At 54.0% G+C, this 17,497-nt stretch carries 19 protein-coding genes; 16 read left to right on the forward strand and 3 right to left on the reverse strand.

Translation table 11 applies throughout. The annotated features are described in order from the left end of the window. Positions 1–45: 45 nt before the first annotated feature. Together DNH61_RS14145 and DNH61_RS14150 are read left to right on the forward strand one after the other, a co-directional pair. Positions 46–1,074: a hypothetical protein gene (locus DNH61_RS14145; RefSeq protein ID WP_111147286.1), complete on the forward strand. Its 1,029-nt coding sequence runs from the start codon at positions 46–48 to the stop codon at positions 1,072–1,074. Between the two features lie 54 nt (positions 1,075–1,128). Next, positions 1,129–1,530, forward strand: a complete 402-nt coding sequence (locus DNH61_RS14150) for a hypothetical protein (RefSeq protein ID WP_111147287.1) — start codon at positions 1,129–1,131, stop codon at positions 1,528–1,530. A 73-nt stretch (positions 1,531–1,603) separates the two neighbouring features. Here DNH61_RS14150 and DNH61_RS14155 read toward each other — a convergent pair whose 3' ends face one another. Further along, positions 1,604–2,137: an NUDIX hydrolase gene (locus DNH61_RS14155; protein ID WP_111147288.1), complete on the reverse strand. Its 534-nt coding sequence runs from the start codon at positions 2,135–2,137 to the stop codon at positions 1,604–1,606. Positions 2,138–2,312: 175 nt separating this feature from the next. Here DNH61_RS14155 and DNH61_RS14160 point away from each other — a divergent pair, with 175 nt between their 5' ends. Then, entirely contained in the window at positions 2,313–2,732 is a 420-nt protein-coding gene (locus DNH61_RS14160) for a universal stress protein (RefSeq protein WP_111147289.1), read from the forward strand. Positions 2,733–2,792: 60 nt separating this feature from the next. Here the strand turns inward: DNH61_RS14160 and DNH61_RS14165 are convergent, their stop codons facing one another. After that, the gene (locus DNH61_RS14165; protein WP_111147290.1) at positions 2,793–4,064 is read right to left on the reverse strand and encodes a BaiN/RdsA family NAD(P)/FAD-dependent oxidoreductase; all 1,272 of its coding nucleotides are present in this window, start codon (positions 4,062–4,064) and stop codon (positions 2,793–2,795) included. Between the two features lie 151 nt (positions 4,065–4,215). Here DNH61_RS14165 and DNH61_RS14170 point away from each other — a divergent pair, with 151 nt between their 5' ends. The 7 genes from DNH61_RS14170 to nadE all read left to right on the forward strand — a co-directional run bounded on the left by DNH61_RS14170 (position 4,216) and on the right by nadE (position 9,725). Further along, on the forward strand, positions 4,216–4,929 hold the full coding sequence (locus tag DNH61_RS14170) for an HAD family hydrolase (RefSeq protein ID WP_111147291.1): 714 nt from the start codon (positions 4,216–4,218) through the stop codon (positions 4,927–4,929). A gap of 59 nt (positions 4,930–4,988) precedes the next feature. Further along, positions 4,989–5,852, forward strand: a complete 864-nt coding sequence (locus DNH61_RS14175; protein WP_111147292.1) for an alpha/beta hydrolase — start codon at positions 4,989–4,991, stop codon at positions 5,850–5,852. A 158-nt stretch (positions 5,853–6,010) separates the two neighbouring features. Continuing rightward, on the forward strand, positions 6,011–7,690 hold the full coding sequence (locus tag DNH61_RS14180; protein ID WP_146241019.1) for an ATP-binding protein: 1,680 nt from the start codon (positions 6,011–6,013) through the stop codon (positions 7,688–7,690). A 46-nt stretch (positions 7,691–7,736) separates the two neighbouring features. Beyond that, positions 7,737–7,874, forward strand: coding sequence for a hypothetical protein (locus DNH61_RS26415; RefSeq protein ID WP_181438711.1), 138 nt, complete (start codon positions 7,737–7,739; stop codon positions 7,872–7,874). A 15-nt stretch (positions 7,875–7,889) separates the two neighbouring features. Next, on the forward strand, positions 7,890–8,330 hold the full coding sequence (locus tag DNH61_RS14185) for a DUF3905 domain-containing protein (protein WP_111147294.1): 441 nt from the start codon (positions 7,890–7,892) through the stop codon (positions 8,328–8,330). A gap of 134 nt (positions 8,331–8,464) precedes the next feature. Further along, on the forward strand, positions 8,465–8,899 hold the full coding sequence (locus tag DNH61_RS14190) for a BrxA/BrxB family bacilliredoxin (protein ID WP_111147295.1): 435 nt from the start codon (positions 8,465–8,467) through the stop codon (positions 8,897–8,899). Between the two features lie 16 nt (positions 8,900–8,915). Continuing rightward, a complete protein-coding gene (gene nadE, locus DNH61_RS14195; protein WP_111147296.1) occupies positions 8,916–9,725 on the forward strand; it encodes an ammonia-dependent NAD(+) synthetase in 810 nt (269 codons plus the stop codon). A gap of 115 nt (positions 9,726–9,840) precedes the next feature. Here nadE and DNH61_RS14200 read toward each other — a convergent pair whose 3' ends face one another. Continuing rightward, positions 9,841–10,374, reverse strand: coding sequence for a DUF2062 domain-containing protein (locus DNH61_RS14200; protein ID WP_111147297.1), 534 nt, complete (start codon positions 10,372–10,374; stop codon positions 9,841–9,843). Between the two features lie 106 nt (positions 10,375–10,480). Here DNH61_RS14200 and DNH61_RS14205 point away from each other — a divergent pair, with 106 nt between their 5' ends. The 6 genes from DNH61_RS14205 (at position 10,481) to alr (ending at position 17,326) form a co-directional block, all read left to right on the forward strand. Continuing rightward, complete coding sequence (locus DNH61_RS14205) at positions 10,481–11,551, forward strand: CobW family GTP-binding protein (RefSeq protein ID WP_245948175.1); 1,071 nt, start codon at positions 10,481–10,483, stop codon at positions 11,549–11,551. Positions 11,552–11,634: 83 nt separating this feature from the next. Further along, positions 11,635–12,444: a VLRF1 family aeRF1-type release factor gene (locus DNH61_RS14210; protein WP_111147298.1), complete on the forward strand. Its 810-nt coding sequence runs from the start codon at positions 11,635–11,637 to the stop codon at positions 12,442–12,444. 207 nt (positions 12,445–12,651) lie between these two features. Next, positions 12,652–13,809 carry a PstS family phosphate ABC transporter substrate-binding protein gene (locus DNH61_RS14215; protein ID WP_245948176.1) on the forward strand — a complete coding sequence of 386 codons (1,158 nt, stop codon included), beginning with the start codon at positions 12,652–12,654 and terminating at the stop codon, positions 13,807–13,809. A 139-nt stretch (positions 13,810–13,948) separates the two neighbouring features. Beyond that, on the forward strand, positions 13,949–14,533 hold the full coding sequence (locus DNH61_RS14220; protein WP_111147299.1) for a hypothetical protein: 585 nt from the start codon (positions 13,949–13,951) through the stop codon (positions 14,531–14,533). A gap of 190 nt (positions 14,534–14,723) precedes the next feature. Then, a complete protein-coding gene (locus DNH61_RS14225) occupies positions 14,724–15,956 on the forward strand; it encodes a DUF4367 domain-containing protein (protein WP_111147300.1) in 1,233 nt (410 codons plus the stop codon). Between the two features lie 182 nt (positions 15,957–16,138). Continuing rightward, positions 16,139–17,326, forward strand: a complete 1,188-nt coding sequence (gene alr, locus DNH61_RS14230; RefSeq protein ID WP_111147301.1) for an alanine racemase — start codon at positions 16,139–16,141, stop codon at positions 17,324–17,326. The last annotated feature ends 171 nt before the right edge of the window (positions 17,327–17,497 follow it).

Below are 17,497 nucleotides of genomic sequence, written 5' to 3' on the forward strand. Positions count from 1 at the left end.
GGCAGGCCTGAACTGCCTGATCAAGACCGAAAGGCGGTGACCGGATTGCTGCATCTGACAAGCACGGATCAAACGGCGATGCTTCTTGGCCGGGCAGGACTCGATGGTGATGTGCAAGTCTGGCGGGAGTTTATGACGGAAGGACCTGTTCGCACAGCTTGGTACAAGCCGGCTGTCATCGAAGAACGGGCGTCCTATATTGAGGAGACATTAGGCCTTCCGAGGAAGGCTTTCATACAGATCGCAAGCAGCCAGCTGAAGCGTCTCGAGGAGGCGGCAGAGGCTAGGGAAACCATCGTATTATGGTTTGACGGTGATTTATACGACCAGACGATATTGGCTGCTCTGCTGTATTGGTTCCGGCAGCGGCAGGCCTCCGGCATGCCAATCGGAAGCTTGGAATGGATTGCGCCCCCTTACAGCTGGGAAAGCCAGAACAGAGAGCCTTTTGGCATTCAGGAACCTAAGCGTCTGGCGGAATTATGGTCGGCGCGCCGGATTGTGGAGGAGAACCAGCTGCAATTTGCCTCAGAAGGATGGATCGGGTTCTCATCGGAGGACCCGCAATGGCTGGAGCAGTGGCTTGCAAGGCGGGCTCCGGGGGAGCCCAGCCGGGTCATGCTGGATGCGCTGCGCTTTCACCTGCGGCGGTTTCCTTCTCTGCGCAGCGGTCTCGGCTCGGTGGAGCGTGAAACGATGCTTCTGCTCAGCATAGGGCCGGCTCGGCCGGACGAACTGCTGACCAAGATTAAGCGTGCATACCCGCTCTATGGATTGGGCGAGCTGGCATATGATGGATACCTGCGGCGAATGGAGGCAGCGGGCCTGATCGTCATTCATTATCATCATGCATATCCGGGCTGCCGCGCCGTTGAGCCTCCTGATTATGACAGCCGGCTGATCACGATGACCTCATACGGCGCGAGGGTCCTCACCGGCCAGGCTGACGTGCTGCGTGACGGACGATGGCCAGCCCGCTGGCTTGGCGGCATTAAAGTAGGCGGCGGCTCGACGAAGGCCTGGCGGTGCGCAGGAGGCGATCGAGATGGCGGGACAAGCATGATTTATCTGTAATAAGGGCATGGTATGTATAGGAAGTATGATTTTACCAGAAGGGAGGCAGGTACGATGGACCATGCTGTACAATTCTCGTTCGCAAGCAGCAACGAGGCGTCGATGGCATACGCCACCCTGCAGGAGCTTGGGTATTCGCCTGTCCGTGAGGAAGAGCGCGTCCATGTTCACATCCAGCAAGGGGACCTCACCTCGGCCTTGGAGATTGCGATGGCACATGGAGGGCAGCTGTGCGGTCAAGCGGCGATCCGGGACAATATGGTCATTGAGACGGCTTATGATATGGATGCCATTCCGATACCCGCCCATACTGTCAATGAAGACTGGGCCGAAGCTTATGCCAGCGATAGGCCAGGCAATGATGAGCTTCGTAACCGTGATGATGCAGCCGCCGACATGGAATTTGATCCGGATGGCGGCGAATATGGTTTCTTCTCGGGAGACGTCAGAGCGTAGCTTGTACGCTTTGACGTTTTTTTTGTATGCAGCTCCGCTGAAACGTACGACAGAAGAATAGGGCGTTCACGCCCTATAGCGTGTTCGCGGGAAGAAGCTCCTCGGCAACCAGCTCGAGCACGCAGGTTTCCCGTTCAATGGAGAGGCCCATGGAGGCCTCTTGATTATTCATGACTAAGCGGTTATGCCGGATTGCTTCATGGACGGGAATCCAGACCGCGGACATGCCGTTAGCCACCTCGTAGTCCTCCATCTGCGCTTCGCCAAGCTGCTCATCTGCCTTACAGACATAATAATAGGACAGCATATGCACAAGATCGTATTCGGATTTATGATAGGGCCTGTATTCTTCCGTCATTCCGAACTCCTGCAGGATGGTGATGCCGCTGGCGCCTGTTTCCTCAGCGATTTCCCGCTCTAGTCCGGCTATGAGGTCTTCATCGGCCTCCAAGCCGCCTCCGGGAAAGCTGTAATCGTTGTACCGCTTCGTATACAGCAGGAGGATGTCGCTGCCGCGCAGTATAATGGCTCTTGCCGCCCGGCGGTGGAAGACCGCTCCTTCCAGGCTTGCCAGGTCCTTATGTATGAATTCCTTGATTAGTCTCATGCGTTGAACCGCCTCCGGATGTGTAATGGTTTGCGCTGCGATGGATAAGGCTGGGGGGCTGCCAGGTCAACTCGGCAGCTCGGTGACGCCGTTTTTTGGGGGGGCGAGAGTAATACGTGTATTATAAGGGCAGGGAATACTTCATGCCAGCTTATAAAGGAGGAGTGAATTTGCCATGTATAAGAAAATTCTAATAGCGGCGGATGGCTCGGAACACTCGCTGCGTGCGGCCGACCATGCAGTCGCCATTGCTTCCGCTATTCCTGCAGCAGTGCTGGAAATCTTATATGTATTTGATGCCGAGCATGCAAAGGCTGATGTGATTCACCACTGGAATGCGCTGGACCGGAGCGATATCCGGAAGCAGCGTGTGGCGGCGGTGGAGACGAAAGCAATTCAAGCGGGCGTGACCTATGATACGAAAATTCTGCACGGGGAGCCGGGGCCAGCCATTGTGAAGTACGCTAACGAGAATGAGGCGGATCTTATCGTTCTCGGAAGCAGGGGGCTGAACGCTCTGCAGGAGCTGGTGCTCGGAAGTGTCAGTCACAAGGTTGCCAAGCGTGCCAGCTGTCCAGTCATGATCGTCAAATAAGCAGATGTGTAAAACACAACAAGGGGCGGTTCTGCAGTATGCAGTAGCGCCCCTTCATAATTACTGCAGGCCCTTGACCCGCTCAGCCGCGCACTTGCCGGCCGTGAAGCCGGTGGAGAAGGCGGCTGTAATGTTGTAGCCTCCGGTATAGCCGTGAATGTCAAGCACCTCTCCGCAAAAGTACAGGCCGTCCATCAGCTTGGACTGCATGGTCCTTGGATCAACTTCCTTGATATTGACGCCGCCGCCGGTTACGAAGGCTTCCTCGATGGATAAGGTGCCGTTGATCTCTACGGGAAAAGCTTTGGTTAATTTGGCCAGCTCGTTCCAGGCCTGCTTGGAAATATTGTCATAAGTTATATCTTCCTTGACGCCGGCAAGCTTCATGATGAGAGGAAGCATACGCTCGGGAAGATAGGTTTTGAGAACGTTCTTGACAGCCTTCTTGGGCTCGTCCCGGCACAGCGCGTAGGTATGGGAGTAGACTTCATCAACTCCCTGCTGCGGCTTAAGGTCAATCGTGAGCGTTACGGTCGGCACCTTGAACTGCTTGCGCGCCTTTACGACGTACTGGCTGCAGCGCAGAACGATTGGGCCTGATAGACCGAAATGAGTAAAAATCATGTCGCCTTCATGCTTGATAACAGGCTTCCCCTTCGGATTCCAGACCGTTAACGCCACATCACGCAGTGACAAGCCCTGGAGCTCCTTGCTGCGGATGAAAGGCTCATTGGAGGTCAGCGGAACCTCTGTAGGATACAGCTCCGTGATCGTATGACCCGCGTTCTCAGCCCAGGCATAGCCGTCTCCTGTTGAGCCTGTATGCGGCACCGATTTGCCGCCGACCGCAATAATGACAGCTCCGCAGGTCAGTGTCTCCCCGTTCTTAAGCCGCACACCGGTTACCCGTCCGTCATTGTACAGGACATCGTGGACAGGAGAATTCACCCTGATCTCAACCTGCTGCGAGCGGACCTTGTTAACGAGAGCATCGACAACGGTCTTTGCTTTGTCAGATACCGGGAACATCCTGCCGTTGTCTTCCTCCTTCAGCCTGATTCCCATTCCTTCGAAGAAATCAATGATATCCCTGTTGCTGAACACTGCAAGTGCACTATGGAGAAAACGGCCGTTGCCGGGTATATGTTTGATGAGTTCATCCAGATCCTTGGCGTTCGTCACATTGCAGCGGCCGCCGCCCGATATGCCAAGCTTGCGCCCCAGCTTGTCCCCTTTGTCCACGAGCAGGACCTTGGCACCAAGCCTGCTTGCCGAGACGCATGCCATGAGCCCGGAAGAGCCTCCGCCAATCACGATCACGTCGTAATGCAACTGTCATCTTCCTTTTCATTAGAGTCATGCAGATCATATCATTATGATCGGAACGAAGACAACTCACTCCCAGCGGGACAATGAACGGGGGTTTGCCATAAGGGGGCCTCCTGATAAATAATAATAACAGACGAACCAGAAGAGGTGGCCTATGGAACCAGTACGCATCATCCTATTTGATTTGGACGACACACTGCTTCATTTTGACGATTATTGGACAGTCAGCATGCAGGAAACCTTTCGTACCTTTCCGCTGACGGCGGGGATCGACCTGGAGGTTCTGTTCCCGGTGTTCCTGGAGAAGGACGAACTGTACCATATTGAGTGGCTGGAAGGCCGGCTGGACGGCAGTGAATTCCGCAGGCACCGGTTTATCGATACATTAGCCGCGGTTGGTGTCGATACGGGCCCTGAGGAGGCGGATGCCTTTGAACGCTGGTATTGGTCCGTCCGTGCTCCCCATATTCCGCACGACACGTCCCTCATTGCCAAGCTGCAGCGTCTAGCGGGGACTTATCCGCTCGGTATTGTGACCAATGGCACAACCGAGGATCAATTCAATAAGCTGAACAGGATGGGACTCGATACCTTGTTCACACAAGAGAATGTGTTCATCTCGGATGCGATGGGGGCGGCCAAGCCCACCCCGGATTCTTATTTGATTCCTGCCAGGGCATTCGGCGTCCGGCCGGAGGAGGTGCTGTTTGTCGGCGACTCGTGGCAGAACGATGTAGAGGGGCCGATGCGCCAGGGAATGCAGGCTGTCTGGATGAACCGCAAGGGACTGCCGCAGCCTGCAGAACCGAAGCCGGTCGCGGTCATTACGGATTTGGCAGAGCTTGAGAAGCTGCTGGCAGACCGCTAGCGATTATCAAGGTTCGAAGGTTCGAGGTCAATATATTGCTGTGACAGGAGGAGTGACAGATGCAGGCCATACAGTTGGACACGATCAAGCTGGCCATGTCAGACGGAATTGAGCTGCACGCGACACACTATTCTCCGGCCGACCGTGAGGTGGCAGGCGCTATCTGCCTGCTTCATGGAATGGGTGAGCATGGCGGGCGCTATGAAGAGCTTGCCGGGCGGCTAGCGGGACAAGGATATGCCATCCTTGCGCCTGATCAGAGGGGACACGGCCGCACACCCGGGAAGAGGGGGCATGCAGAATCGGTATTGAGGCTTGCTGAGGATGCAGCCAGAACGATTGAATATACACAGGCCATCTATGAAGGGCTGCCGGTCTTCCTGTATGGCCACAGTATGGGAGGCAACGTTGCGCTGAGCTGCGCCCTTCGCTACCGTCCTGCCATTACCGGACTGGTGCTCTCCAGCCCTTGGCTAAAGCTGGGGTTTGATCCTCCCCGCCACAAGGTCATGCTCGGACAGGTGCTGGCCAGACTGCTGCCGTCTCTAACCCTGGCTACACAGCTGGAAGCGGGTGCGTTGTACCGCAATGATAATCAGATTAAGAAGGATTGGGAGGATAAGCTGCTGCATAACCGGATTTCAGCGGCCTTGTATTTCTCCTTAACCGAGGAAGGACGGCGCTCCATCTCTTACATGGCGGATTTGAAGGTTCCGCTGCTGCATCTTCACGGTACGGCCGATACCGTTACATCTTATGCAGCGAGCCGCGAGGCAGCGGAGAGAGTGAAGGGTGAGTGCCAGTTTGTGGCGCTTGAAGGCGGCTTCCATGAGCTTCATCATGACCGGGAGAAGGAACGCTTTACCAGTATCCTGATTGAATGGCTGAACCGGCTTGTGCAGCTGACCAATAGAGCGGGCTAGAAGCGATATCGCTTCTACAGCCTGCTTTTTTTTTGCGGCTTGCTGTCTGCTGAAGGGTGTTCATCCGGATTGTAAAAAATGGGTGTCTATGATTTAATCGGAAGTAGTAAGGCTTAAGGAATGGGGGAGAGCTGAAATCCGTGCTGGAGCATATCCTGTTGCAATTGTTATTATCTCTTGTTCCTGTTTTTGCATTTCAGATCTGGTATGACCGGCCTGGCAGACGCAAGGGGATTCCGGTTTTCCTGCCGCTGTTTGCCATTCTTACGCTAATCCTGTGCGTGCACTTTTCCAAAGATATTGTATTTGGCCTGGTACTGGACAACCGTTACATCCCTTATATTATTGGAGCTCTCTATGGGGGGCCTGCAGGTGCTGTGCTGCTGACAGTCTTATATGCTGTCATGTGGCTTCCAGAGCTGGCTGGATTGTGGGATTATGCCGGAATGGCGGTGTTCGCAATTCTTCTAGTTCCTGCGCTGATCATGTGCAGAAGGCGGTTTCACAAGAGCGGACGAACCATGAAGCAGCGGGCTATGACGGCAGTAAGTTTTATGATTTTTTTGAAAATTTCAACACTTTCTTTGCTTGAGAGCAGCCTTTTGATGGGCTTTACAACGGCTGCTGTCATGACGACCATGCTGTATGCAGCGGGTTCAGCCGCCTTGCTCTGGGTTTCCATTATGCTCATTGAAGGTACAATGGAAAAGCAGAGGATGCATCACCGTCTGACGCTCGTATCACAGGACTACCGCAATGAGGTGCAGAAGCTGCAGCAGTTCATTGATCTGACGCCGCTCGGAGTTGTTATTGTAGACCGGACAGGAGTCATAACACACATTAACGAGCAGGCTGTCCGCTATATGAGCGATAAACCGGAAAGCGCAGGACGCGCCTCCCTGATTGGCGGCCAGATTGAAGACATGGCATTCAGGGAAGAGGCTTCCACGGTGCGGGATCTACTCAATGAGGTGCTGTGCGGAGGGAAACTTGCCCCGGATATCACGCGGGAAGAGCAGCGGGTGCTAGTAAGGACGGCGTTTAATATACGCGATGATGTCAGCCGAGATATTATCGGAGCCGCTGTCATCATTCACGATATTACAGAAGTGAGCCATCTGAAGGACGAGATATCACGTGTAGAGAGACTTAGTCTGGTAGGACAGATGGCAGCGAGCATCACTCATGAAATCCGGAATCCGATGGCTGTTATCCGGGGATTTGTACAGCTGATGCATGAACGGAGCTCGGAAGGGCAGCATGAGTACTACAGGATCATTATGGATGAACTGGACCGGGCCAACAGCATCATTAACGATTTTCTGTCACTTGCCCAAAATCGCGTGATTGAGAAGGAAAGCCAATCCCTTCATAATGTACTGAATATGCTTAGTCCGCTCCTGTGGGCGGATGCAAATTTAAGGGGACAAGTTATTGAGTTTGACTTTTGCAGCGATATGCCTTTCATGGAGATGAACGAGAAGGAAATCAAGCAGTTAATTCTTAATCTCGCCCGCAATGGCATGGAAGCCATGGGGGAGAAGGGCAAGCTGGTTATCCGCACCAGCTGTAAGGATGGCGTCATGGAGCTTCAAGTCGAGGATAATGGTGCCGGTATCCCGGCTGACCAGCTTGAGCGGCTCTTCGAGCCCTTTTATACAACGAAGACGCGTGGAACCGGGCTTGGCCTGCCCTTATGTCTGAGTATTGCAGAGAGACACAATGGCTCCATTAAGGTAGTGTCGGAAGAAGGCAGGGGAACAACCTTTGTCGTGACCTTCCGCAGCGAGGAGGGAAGCGATTCCTTGCCGCAGCGAACGGGACAGCATGCAGGATAGTGCGGCGAAACTCTGCACATACTAGCCTCGGAAGGAGGCGGTATACATGTCCAAGAATCGTGAGCGCGACTCGGAAACTTACAAGGGTCCAAGTAAAAGCGGCAGCCGCGGCAACCAGTCCGTCCAGCCGGAGAACCCCGCATTCGACAAGAAGCTGGATGGGCCAAACCGTCCGTCTGTTTGACGGGAGGATAGTCCGATGCCAGGTGTTCCGCGTGATAATTGTCATGCTTCTCCGGCTGCTGCGGAAGAAGCGGCTGCCGGAAAGAGCAGTGCTTTCAAGGATGATCCAGAGCTCGACCCGTATGAGATTGACTTCTTGCCTGACTACAGGATGAACCGGGGTCCCCGCGGCCCGTTCCTTAATTCACAGGGCGTTGTGATCGGCGATCATGATTATGATTCCCCGCAATCCCCGCTCAATCACTGGTCAGCAGAAACAGATCCAGCAGTGATGAGCGGTGAGGAGTGGGTTCACCCGTTCAAGGACATCGGTTTCCAGACAGAGGAGAACCGGCAGCTGTTCGAGAAGGGGATACGGCCTCAATCGGGCATCTATATGCATCCGGAGCTGAGCACCTCATATGAGGCTCGCCGTCCGGAGATCGGGTGTAAAGACCAAGTGATGAGGGATGACTAACAACCGGGAGCTGTCTACCGGTTGTTTCTCTATATATAAGGTTAAGTAATAGGTGGCGGCATGCGGCTTTGCTTTCACCAATATCCGAATGTATAATAGAACCAAATCTGATAGGGGTAGAGGAGTGATTACGTATGTCGATGTCATTTGAACGATACATGATGGATATGGTACAGCCGATGCGGGAGGATTTGACGCGTCTTGGCATCCAGGAGCTGCGTACGCCGGAGGAAGTGGAAGAGCGTCTGCCAAATGCCAAGGGAACAGCGCTTGTCGTTGTAAATTCCGTGTGCGGCTGTGCGGCAGGCCAGTGCCGTCCGGGCGTGGCGGAAGCCCTGCAGCATGATATTACGCCTGATCATCTCTTTACCGTATTCGCCGGTCAAGACAAGGAAGCAACGGCAAAGGCACGTGAATATTTCGCGCCGTATCCGCCTTCTTCACCATCCATTGCGCTGATCAAGGATGGCGAGCTGGTCCATTTCATTGAACGCCACCAGATTGAGAACCGCTCGGCTCAGGAGATTGCAGCGGATTTGACAAGTGCCTTTGACCGATTCTGCCGATAAGGGGAGGGGAACGGACATGAGCTTGCAGCAGGAGATTATTGCTAAACTGGGCGTTAAGCCCGAGATTAAAGTTGAGGAAGAAATCCGTAAACGGGTTGATTTTCTGAAGGACTATGTGAAGGGCTCCAACACTTCAGGACTGCTGATTGCAATCAGCGGCGGAATCGACAGTGCGGTAGCCGCGGGACTGTGCAAGCGGGCGACCGATGAGCTGTCGCAGGAGAGCGGCAAGGAATATATTACGCTTGGTGTGTATCAGCCATATGGTGAGCAATCGGATATTGCCGACAGCTATGCCGTAGCCAAGGCATTCGATCTGAAGTACCAGGCTGAGACAAATATTGAGGATGCCGTTAATGAAGTGGCTCTTGAGGTTGAGCATGCCTATAAGAACATGGGTAATCCTCGTCACATAAGCCGCGAGGGCAAAGGCAATGTTAAAGCGCGCATGCGGATGGTAGTTCAATATGCGCTCGCATTTGACCTGAACCTGCTCGTTGTCGGGACAGACCATGCATCCGAGGCCGTTACCGGCTTCTATACGAAGTGGGGCGACGGCGCTGTAGATATTACGCCGCTCAGCTCGCTTAACAAGCGTCAGGTGAGACAGCTAGCAGCTGCTCTTGGTGTGCCGCAGCCGATATTGGACAAGGCGCCGACCGCAGGGCTGTGGGAAGGCCAGACCGACGAGGGTGAGCTCGGCATTAAGTATGATGACAACAGCGACTATCTGGAAGGCAAGGAGATTGATCCTGCCGTCCGACAGAAGCTGGAGAAGAAGTACCTGATTACGGCGCACAAGCGTGAGCCGATACCGGGGATCTAGAGCAATGAACACGAACAGCCCCTAAGCAGGGGCTGTTTTGTTACAACAGTGAAGCATTCAGTGATATTTTGCGATCGGCAGGTCGTTTTACCAAATCGTAAACTTTACATTCGTTCTAAATCTGGTTGGAGCGGGTGGCGGCTTTGCGTTTGCCTCTAATTTTCTGAAGAATTTTCAGCCGGTATTTCGAGAAGATGATCCGCAGAATGAAATATCCGATCACCGAGAAGATAAGACTGTTCAAGGTGCCGCCGATGAAGATATCAAAGCCTACCTCGCGAATCCAGTGCAGCACTCCGTTGATAAGCGGGCCGAATACTCCGTCGTATGAGGCTTCTGCAGCCGGGTTATGCACCGCTTCTTCCAGCGGCGCTGTATGGAACAGGCTGCGTACCAGCGGTCCGCTCTGAACATTCAGAAGAAACAGCAGCGGCCAGGCTACGGAACCGATTGCTGCTGCGATCAGGGCAGTCGGCACATTGCCCTTCATCAGCTTGGCAAGCCCGACTGACAAAGCGGGTCCGATGCCAAAGGTAGGGTACCAGCACGGGAAGAAGCCGACGATAAATCCGAGTGAGACGGCGTGAGGCCCTTTATTTTGGCGGAATAGTTGGATCATATAATATTTGGCGCGTTTAGTGAGCTTCATGCAGGGTACTACTCCATTCCTAATATTCTTCCTATCATTCTACATGATTCTGCAGCAAAATACCGGGACTTTAAACAAACTTTACAGAAGGAAAGGTTGAACGTCCGTGACTCAGTATGAAACAGCAGCAAAGCTAATTCCTATACATATATTAAGCGGATTTCTCGGCAGTGGCAAAACAACACTGCTGACCCGTATGGCCGATTATTACAAGGAAATGGGCTGCAAGCCGGCCATCGTGATGAATGAGCTTGGAGAAGTCAATCTCGACGGGCAAATACTCGGCAGTGATGTGGCAATGACCGAAATGCTGGGCGGCTGCATCTGCTGTACGATTCGCGGCGACCTGACGCTGGAAATAAAGACCCTAATAGATGAACATCATCCGGATGTTATTCTGATTGAATCGACGGGGGCCGCCAACCCGCTTGAAATTATTGACGGAGTGACTGAAGCCGCCATGTATACCCGAACCGAGCTTCGCTCGATCATTACGGTCGTGGACGGGCCGGTTCTAATCGACAGGCAGAAGCGGTCCAAAGACCGCACCTTCAAGCTGATGCGCGAGCAAATCCGCTGCGCGACAAGATTGATTCTAAACAAGGCGGACAAGCTCGAACCGGAAGAATTAGTGCTGGCCGAGCAGACCATCCGGGAGTGGAACTCATACGCGCCGCTCACGGCAACGATACGCTGCGCAGCCGACCTTGAGCAGCTTGCGGCTGGAGCGCCTGTAGTTAACAGGGCTGCAGCTGGGCATGCGTCGACAGCTTCAGATGGCGGAACGCCCCATGAGCATTCGCATGGCTGCAGGCATACTGGCCAGGAACACCCACACGGCTGTGACCATCATAATGATGACGAGCCAGAGTCCCGTCAGGTTTCAAAGCATGAGAGCCATGACCATGTGATGGCGGTCACCTATTATTTTAATCGGCCGGTGGACAGCAAAGCATTTGAACTTTTTCTGCAGAAGCTTCCTGAGAATATATACCGGGCGAAGGGCATTCTGACATTCCGGGATGCGCCGAGCAGGTTTCTGTTCCAGTATGCATTCCGTGAGTCCGATTTCATCAAGATTAACCCGCAGGGCGATGTCCACGATGTGGCTGTGTTTATCGGCGAGCACTTCTCACGGGGGGCGCTGCTTGAGGAATTGGCGAAGCTCGAGGGGTGATCGGCAGAAGGAGCTGCGGAGCGGGTTATCGTTTCATTACGCCGGGGGACGGGTACAGGGAAAGCAAGGAGGTGTTCCATCCTATGTCTTTTACGAAATTAGAACGACATGTGAAAGAGCTGGAAGACTATTGTGCTGAATCCGGACACCGTGTCCTCAGTATGTACCTCAACACGGAGCCGGACCGGAACCGTCCTCAGTCATGGAAGATTAAATTCAAGAGCGGAATGAAGCGTCTTCGTGAGTATGCGGAAGCTGAAGGCGGTGAAGAACAGGTGCAGATGTTCGATAATCTGCGGCCGTCGGTTGAACGGGCTGTAGAGGAAATGCGCGGCGATCTGAAGAAAGGTCTGCTGCTCTTTGCCTGCTCGTCGGGTCAATTCACTGTTGTAGAAACAGTGCAGGTGCCAACGCCGGATGCATTCTATTGGGAGGACCGTCCTCATATGCAGGAGCTGCAGGAGATGCTGAAGAGCTATCCGCCTGCTGGTCTTGTGCAGGCCGGCAGCGAGGGGGTATCGGTCATTTCAACGTCCCTTGGTGAAATTGTGGATGAATGGCATTATGAATGGGATTTGCAGCAGGACCGGTGGAGGCAGAAGAAGGGCCTTGGCCATGCAGGCATACTGGCTTCAAGCGCCAACCACAGGGATCAGTACGATAAGAAGCTTGATGTTAATCGTCAGCGTTGGCTGAAGGATTTCGTACCCGTGCTGGAATCTCATAACCGGAAGCAAAAGTGGGAAGAGATTATTCTGACCGGGGAAACCGATGTAACCAATGATCTGGATGAGATGCTGAATACCAAGTCCCGTCAACGAATTATCCCAAAAAATTTCAATGGCATGCCTTCCGCTCAGCTGCTGCAGGAGGTTCAGTCCAACCTGAGGTAACGGTGCCAAGCAATTCAGCAAACGATTACAAAGCTCGGATAGGTTAACTCCTCAGAATTGCCAAGGTTGTTCATATAGAGAAGAAGCTGTTGCCCATGAAGATGGGGTGACAGCTTCTTTTTTTAGCTGAACTTAAGGGACGGGTCCCGAAGAGGGGCCCTATAATGAAGCTGAGTAGGCGGCATCTATTAAGAGGGGGATATCGGAGTGATTGAAAAAACAGCCAAGGCGCTTTTCCTGCTGGCCCTGATCATTGGGGCGGGCTTCTTCGCGGTGATAATCATCAGTTTTATGCCGGGTGCAGTGTTTTACCGGCCTTTCTGTATGGTTCTGGCAGGCTGGGTGGCTGTGTTGGTCTTATGGAAATATTTTGGCGTGGCGGGAAGACGGCGTTTCTGGCAAGTTGTTTCGGTGTCCGTGCTGCTGTTCCTGGCAACGGCTGCTGCCTATGAGCTTCGCAGCCAGTATATACGCAGCATACCGACAATTAACGAGGATTCTCTGGTACTTGGCCAGTACGCCCCATTTACGGATGGCAGCAAAGCCGCCCGGCTCGCTGAGCCAGCGGTGCTCGCGCTTCGCGAACAGCTGCCTCGCCTGGACGGCGCAACAGCGCTTTACCCGCTCTATGCAGCTTTTGCGCAAGCTGTATACCCTGAGGGGGAATACAGTCCCTATGACAGTATTGTTAGCTCGACAACGACCAGGCAGGCCTACGATCGCCTGATTGAGGGCGAGGTGGACATCGTATTTGCGGCTCAGCCGTCTGAGGAACAGCTGGCTGCAGCGGCCGAGAAGGGGGTGGAGTTGAAGCTGACGCCCATCGGTAAGGAGGCATTTGTCTTTTTTGTACATGCAGATAATCCTGTAATGGGCTTGTCAAGCTCACAGCTTCGTGATATTTACTCAGGCAGGGTAAACAACTGGTCGGAGGTGGGCGGAGACAGCAGGGAGATCCGCGCCTTTCAAAGGCCAGAGAACAGCGGCAGCCAGACTATACTCATATCCTTTATGGGGGAAACACCCATTGAGGAACCGCCGACCGAGGACGTTGCGGGCGGGATGGGAGACATCATTACGCAAACGGCTGACTACCGCAATTATCCGAATGCCATCGGTTATTCCTTCCTGTTCTATGCGACCGAGATGGCTTCGAATGGAGACATACGGCTGTTGGCAGTCGACGGAGTTAACCCGTCGCGCGAGACGATCCGAAGCGGGGAGTACCCGCTGGCTAAGTCCTTTTACGCAGTGACGGCAGGTTCGGACAACCCTAATATTGAACGATTGATCAACTGGATTTTGTCTCCTCAAGGGCAGGATCTCGTCTATAAAACCGGCTACACACCGTTGGTGGAACAATGAAGCCAAGCGCGGCAGCCGCATATTTTGTCCGGGATGTGACGCGCAGCGGCTGAGGGCCCGCACAAGTACGGGAGGTTCCGCCATACACTGTAACCAGATACTTGCCAGGTGAAGACCGGTTAGGAAGCAGGTGATAGGAATGGGGACTGGGAGAGGAAAATGCCGCCCCCGCCGCAAACGGCGGCTGGGCCCGGTTCCGCTGCGAAGTGCGGCAGCCGCTATGGTGCCCTTTTACCGTGCAGTTGCAAGCAGTGAACGATACGCCCGGAGGTGGTCGGGAGCTATCGTTAGGGCTGATTTGAAGCGGCTGGAGAAGCTGCTTAAGCTTGTGTCGCCGCTGGCTGCGAAGCAGGGGCTTGGAACGAACGGGATCGGGTACTTTATTTCATTTCCGGCGGATGAATTCGACGCGCTCTTGACAAACGGGACAACAATACCGCCGGGTACCGTAAGGTTTACATTTCAAACGCGAGTACACCGATCAATAGCCAGAGCTGTTCTGCCCTTCTATCGCAAGCTGGCGGCCAGCCGCTCTTATGCGGCCGCGCTTGCCAAGGCAATTCGGCTTGGTGACAACCGCGAGGTGGCTGGCCTTGTACGCAGTCTTATACCCACACCGGCATTGAAGTCGGTTGCGATAGAGGACTGCGGCATTGCGATGCTGTTCCAATATTCGTCCAGCCGGTATCCGTACCGTAATTTACTGGTTTATGAAATGTTATAGATGTACAGTGGTTGGCAGGCAGCGTATGAAGACGCCATCTAAGGCAGCGCTTCGGCGCTGCCTGCTTGTGCTGCTGACCGCGAATTGGCACCCTGCTCGTCACGCTTGTCAAACCAGTCCGCATAATTGGTCAAGTACCCTCATAGACATGTTATCAGTTGGAAAAACATTGTGAAGAGGGGATGATCTCATGCGTCGCATGAAGTGGCTTGCGGCCATCATTGTATGCTTCTCGGTAGTGGTTGCGGGATGCGGGACAAAGGATGCGGAAGCGGTTGTAAAGGATTTGGATAAGGTGATGGGCAGCATGAAGAGCTACCGGGGAAGCGGGACAATGACACTGCATACCGGCCAGCAGCCGCTTAACTATCAGGTAGAGGTATGGTATCAGCAGCCTCAGTATTACAGAATTGCCCTAACGAATGAGAAGAAGGATATTACACAAGTGGTGCTTCGCAATGACGATGGCGTGTTCGTACTGACCCCGAAGCTGAAGAAGAGCTTCCGCTTCCAAAGCGACTGGCCGCAGGATCAGGGGCAGGTTTACTTATATCAGACGCTCATCCAGAGCATTCTGAAGGACAATCAGCGTCAATTTGTTATGGATGAAGAGTCGTATGTATTCGACGTGATGGCCAATTACCGGAATGCGTCGCTTGCGCGCCAGAAGATCTGGCTGGATAAGACCAATTACAAGCCTAAGCACGTGGAAGTGAGCGATGCCAACGCCAAGGTTATGGTCGAAGTTGATTTCAAGAGCTTTGAATTTGACGTAGCCTTCGATAAGAATGCCTTCGATATGAAAGCAAACATGGGTGCACAGGGCGGAGTAGAGAATGAAGCCGAAGGGACGCAGGAGAACCAGGATGCCATGACCGGCGTTCAGCCGGACCAGGCTGCCGAAGAAGAAGGGCTCGGGACAGACAGCCCGGACAGTGGGGCGCAGCCGGATGAGCAGACTGACGGCAAGCTGCCGGAGGAGAGTGAAGACGGCGAAGGCGCCGGCGGGGAGGCCGAGCCGGGCAGCGGCAAGCCAGGGGATGAACAGAAGGAAGGTGCTGCATCTAATGGTGATGAAGTGCCAATGACCTTTGTCACGATGGCGCCGAGCTATTTTCCGGAGGGAGTTTCCCTTCATGAGATGAGCGACATTACAATAGGCGGCGGCAAAGGCGTAATGCAGCGCTATAGCGGAACCTATGATTACACGCTGATCCAGTCGATGCCTGAGGACGAGGCAGTGTTCCACCCGAAGGGGACATGGATAGATCTGGGACATACGTGGGGGCTTCTGGCGGGCGAGGAGCAGCGGACGCTGGCATGGACGTATGATGGATATGAGTACCGGCTGACAACGGCAACCCTGCCGGAGGCCGAGATGTATAAGGTAGCGCAGTCGGTAATGGAGGAAATGGGAAAATAACAGCAGTCAGCCCGGCCGGGCCTGCAGCTGATCCGTGTGAGACGGACCCTGCAGGCCTATTTATTTTTCGCTGACTGCCGGGCTTTTTCCGATTCGGAAGGGATTCATTCATTGACAGGGTAAGCCCGCCCGGTTTACCATAATGCTATTGGTTCATGGAACAGGAGAAGGTGAAAGGGAAAGTGGACGCTTATCATCGATCGACGCGCGCAGAGATATCCTTGGATGCCCTGCGAAACAACATCACGGCATTTAGGTCCGCTATACCTTCGGGGATGTTGCTTATGGCATCTGTCAAAGCAAACGCCTATGGCCATGGAGCTGTTGAGACGGCCCGGGAAGCCGCAGCCGCAGGGGTTGACTATCTCGGTGTCGCTTTTCTGGATGAAGCTGTTCAACTCCGCCGCTCAGGCATTGATACACCGATTCTGGTACTCGGTTATGTGCCGCCTTCGGGGTATGCTTTGGCGAGGGAGCTGAACATCGCGGTTGCTCTCTTCCGCGTTGACGCGCTGGAGGCTGCTGCTGGCAGCGCCGGAGCAGGCAAGCCGCTCAAGGTTCATATCAAGGTTGATACAGGAATGGGAAGACTGGGCGTTCTGCCCGGCGAGGAAGTGACAGCATTTATTGAACAGGCGCTCCGCACACCGGGGATTGAGGTTGAAGGCCTGTTCACTCACTTCGCGAAGGCGGATGAGCAGGACAAGACGTATACCAGACTGCAGTACGAGCGTTTCAGTGAAATCGTCGATTATGTCCGGCGGCATTCGCTGCCCATCACTCACATTCATACGGCCAACAGCGCGGCGGGAATTGATACGCCGGAGTGGGCGTACGGTATGCTGAGGCTGGGCATCGGCATGTACGGCTTATATCCGTCAGATGAAGTGATGAAGGACCGGATCGCATTGCAGCCTGTCATGTCTCTCAAGACGGAGATTGTCATGACGAAGCATGTGCCGGCCGGCTGGGGAATCAGCTATGGCACGCGGTATCTGGCTGCGGGCGGGGAGCGTATCGGCACGCTGCCGATTGGCTATGCGGACGGATTCAGCCGCATGCTGACAGGCAGGGCCGAGGCGATAGTCCGGGGTGTCCGTGTACCGGTGCTCGGGACGATCTGTATGGATCAGTGTATGATTCATCTGGATCCTGCTGCAGATGCAGGAGGCATGACAGGCCCGGTGCAGGCAGGCGAAGAGGTTGTGCTGCTCGGCAGTCAGGGCGGCGCCAGTATAACCGCTGAGGATTTAGCCGGAGACCTAGGAACGATTAACTATGAGATTACGTGCATGTTGGCCGCCCGTGTACCCCGTGTGTATATACGGAACGGGCAGACGGTTGCGGTGACGAACCCGCTGCTGGGCTGACTGAACGGGCAGGGATGTTATTTCCAGCTCATTTTTTAAGCAAGTTAAAGAGGATTTAGCCGGTTCGTCGCGAATTTATTCAGGTAGAGGACACTGTCATGCTCCGGGTATGTGTGTTAATGCAGCATATTATCCATACGGCGCACATACAAATGATAGTGTATAAGGTCG

Source organism: Paenibacillus sambharensis, from assembly GCF_003233845.1.
Lineage (GTDB): Bacteria > Bacillota > Bacilli > Paenibacillales > Paenibacillaceae > Paenibacillus_I > Paenibacillus_I sambharensis.

Excerpts from the sequence above, each read along its gene's own strand:
- DNH61_RS14150 (WP_111147287.1), top strand. The coding sequence starts at position 1,129 with ATGGACCATGCTGTACAATTCTCGTTCGCAAGCAGCAACGAGGCGTCG.
- nadE (WP_111147296.1), top strand. The coding sequence starts at position 8,916 with ATGAGCTTGCAGCAGGAGATTATTGCTAAACTGGGCGTTAAGCCCGAG.
- DNH61_RS14155 (WP_111147288.1), bottom strand. The coding sequence starts at position 2,137 with ATGAGACTAATCAAGGAATTCATACATAAGGACCTGGCAAGCCTGGAA.
- DNH61_RS14210 (WP_111147298.1), top strand. The coding sequence starts at position 11,635 with ATGTCTTTTACGAAATTAGAACGACATGTGAAAGAGCTGGAAGACTAT.
- DNH61_RS14160 (WP_111147289.1), top strand. The coding sequence starts at position 2,313 with ATGTATAAGAAAATTCTAATAGCGGCGGATGGCTCGGAACACTCGCTG.
- DNH61_RS26415 (WP_181438711.1), top strand. The coding sequence starts at position 7,737 with ATGTCCAAGAATCGTGAGCGCGACTCGGAAACTTACAAGGGTCCAAGT.
- DNH61_RS14190 (WP_111147295.1), top strand. The coding sequence starts at position 8,465 with ATGTCGATGTCATTTGAACGATACATGATGGATATGGTACAGCCGATG.
- DNH61_RS14170 (WP_111147291.1), top strand. The coding sequence starts at position 4,216 with ATGGAACCAGTACGCATCATCCTATTTGATTTGGACGACACACTGCTT.
- DNH61_RS14225 (WP_111147300.1), top strand. The coding sequence starts at position 14,724 with ATGCGTCGCATGAAGTGGCTTGCGGCCATCATTGTATGCTTCTCGGTA.
- DNH61_RS14200 (WP_111147297.1), bottom strand. The coding sequence starts at position 10,374 with ATGAAGCTCACTAAACGCGCCAAATATTATATGATCCAACTATTCCGC.
- DNH61_RS14185 (WP_111147294.1), top strand. The coding sequence starts at position 7,890 with ATGCCAGGTGTTCCGCGTGATAATTGTCATGCTTCTCCGGCTGCTGCG.
- DNH61_RS14175 (WP_111147292.1), top strand. The coding sequence starts at position 4,989 with ATGCAGGCCATACAGTTGGACACGATCAAGCTGGCCATGTCAGACGGA.
- DNH61_RS14220 (WP_111147299.1), top strand. The coding sequence starts at position 13,949 with ATGGGGACTGGGAGAGGAAAATGCCGCCCCCGCCGCAAACGGCGGCTG.